Annotated in this window: 4 protein-coding genes; 1 reads left to right on the top strand and 3 read right to left on the bottom strand. The window is 53.7% G+C overall.

What is annotated here, in order from left to right; all coding sequences use genetic code 11:
• On the bottom strand, positions 1 to 208 hold a 208-nt coding region (locus tag Q0520_RS09735; RefSeq protein WP_298669468.1), incomplete at its 3' end, for a putative sulfate/molybdate transporter.
• A gap of 104 nt (positions 209 to 312) precedes the next feature.
• Here Q0520_RS09735 and tsaA point away from each other — a divergent pair.
• Positions 313 to 867 carry a tRNA (N6-threonylcarbamoyladenosine(37)-N6)-methyltransferase TrmO gene (gene tsaA / locus Q0520_RS09730; RefSeq protein ID WP_298669466.1) on the top strand — a complete coding sequence of 185 codons (555 nt, stop codon included), beginning with the start codon at positions 313 to 315 and terminating at the stop codon, positions 865 to 867.
• On the opposite strand, the gene Q0520_RS09725 is transcribed toward tsaA, so the two are convergent.
• Together Q0520_RS09725 and Q0520_RS09720 are read right to left on the bottom strand one after the other, a co-directional pair.
• Positions 845 to 1,192, bottom strand: a complete 348-nt coding sequence (locus tag Q0520_RS09725; RefSeq protein WP_298669463.1) for a hypothetical protein — start codon at positions 1,190 to 1,192, stop codon at positions 845 to 847. The genes tsaA and Q0520_RS09725 overlap by 23 nt on opposite strands.
• A gap of 16 nt (positions 1,193 to 1,208) precedes the next feature.
• A complete protein-coding gene (locus tag Q0520_RS09720) occupies positions 1,209 to 1,433 on the bottom strand; it encodes a hypothetical protein (RefSeq protein WP_298669460.1) in 225 nt (74 codons plus the stop codon).
• Positions 1,434 to 1,667: the final 234 nt, after the last annotated feature.

The following is a 1,667-nucleotide window of genomic DNA, read 5'->3' as shown; positions in this document are numbered from 1 at the left end:
CCGGGATGGGGAGACGGTAATAGACCCCTGAGATGGCGTACCAGAGAGCGAAGAAGAGGAAGATGTAGGCGAGGTTCACGTTGCAGACGAGGGCGACACCGAGCACGATCGGGAGGATGGTCCCGAAGTCGCCGACAGACCCTGCGGCCTCGCTGAGGGTGAACCGTAGGTCTGGCTCTTTTTGTGCTCCTTCCACTTGTCCGGTCACCACATTCCTCTCCTGATCATTGCTGACATCTGAACCCTTTTATTGGTTATTCAATAATCATCCTCTCATGTGCGGCAGGGAACAGCGGCTGTCGGGATGATGATATGACCGACACCAATGTCAATGACACAGACCTCCATGACCTGACGATCCTGTACAGGCCCATCGGTGTCATCAGGTCAGGTTTCACCGAGCCAAAAGATACCCCGATCCAGACTGTTTTTTCCGGGTCAGATGGTTGTGTGGAGATATTTCCTGAGTATGCAGACGGTCTGCTCGATCTTGATGCTTTCTCCCACCTCATCCTCCTCTACCATTTTAATCGTGCCAACAAGGTCGAGCTCAGGCGAAAGCCTTTTCTTGATGGTTCACGGGAGAGGGGGATCTTTGCGATCCGCCACTTCAACCGCCCGAACCCGATCGGCCTGTCCATCGTGGGACTGAAGTCTGTGCGCGGGAACGTCCTTGAGATCTCCGGTGTGGACATCCTGGACGGCACTCCCCTCCTCGATATCAAGCCATATATCTACCAGTTCGACCACTGGGAAAATGTCCGTTCCGGGTGGATGGATCTGCAGACCGAAGATCGCATGCATGGTGGGTGCACGCCTGCAGAACTATCGAAGGATGGTGATATCAGTCGAGGGCCCTTGCCCTGATCGCCCTGAGAAGGTCAGGCCCCAGGATCTGCTCGGTCTCCCGGGGATAATCCGTGAGGATCCTTGAAAAGAGGACTGAGGTCCCCCGGGCGGTGGTCGAGACGCCGACCCGCTCGGTGCGGGTGACCAGTCCGTCCTCCTCCATGGCGGCGATGAAGGGAATGACATAATAGTGCGGGACGGAGAGATATTCGGCGAGGCGTCTGGTCTTCGGGAACCTGATTCTGATCTCGTCCTCTGTGCAGAGAAAAGTGATGGCACGATCCTCGCAGATGAGAATCCGTGCAATGGCCGAGAGTATCTCGCCTGATGTCAGTGCGGGCATACCCCAGATATCTGTGTTACTCGTCTTTCTTTTTATGCCGCTCTTCCTCTGGCATCGCTTCAAGCCAGACTATCTCGGCACCTAGGTCGGTGGCGATGAGTTCTATTTCATTTTTTCTGAAGTGTTTTGCCTCAACCCAGAGTCTCTTTGAGTTGTTCTCGCCGGTTACAGCAACGATGCGGAACTTCGGCTGCTGGACCCCGCTGCCGACCTTCTTTCTTTCGCGGACATAGATCTTCATCGGTTTCACTCCATATCAGTTGATATACCAACTGGTATGCCCCTTGTTATATCTCTGTTCCTATAAACATTATCGTATTGGTGATACTATCACGGCACAACGCTTTGAAATCAATTCAGGTCTCCGCGGTGAGACCATGGTGCGAAAAGGCCTCATGAAGCGGATCGATGATATTCCACAGATCCGCATCATGCCCGATCTTGATTACATTGAGATCGGGCATGATGCGGATCT

The organism is uncultured Methanofollis sp. (assembly GCF_937919355.1).
Lineage (GTDB): Archaea > Halobacteriota > Methanomicrobia > Methanomicrobiales > Methanofollaceae > Methanofollis.
This window is presented reverse-complemented; position numbering and strand designations above follow the sequence as displayed.

Bases quoted from the DNA above. Each gene is read 5' to 3' on its own strand.
- tsaA (WP_298669466.1), top strand. From the start codon at position 313: ATGACCGACACCAATGTCAATGACACAGACCTCCATGACCTGACGATC.
- Q0520_RS09720 (WP_298669460.1), bottom strand. From the start codon at position 1,433: ATGAAGATCTATGTCCGCGAAAGAAAGAAGGTCGGCAGCGGGGTCCAG.
- Q0520_RS09725 (WP_298669463.1), bottom strand. From the start codon at position 1,192: ATGCCCGCACTGACATCAGGCGAGATACTCTCGGCCATTGCACGGATT.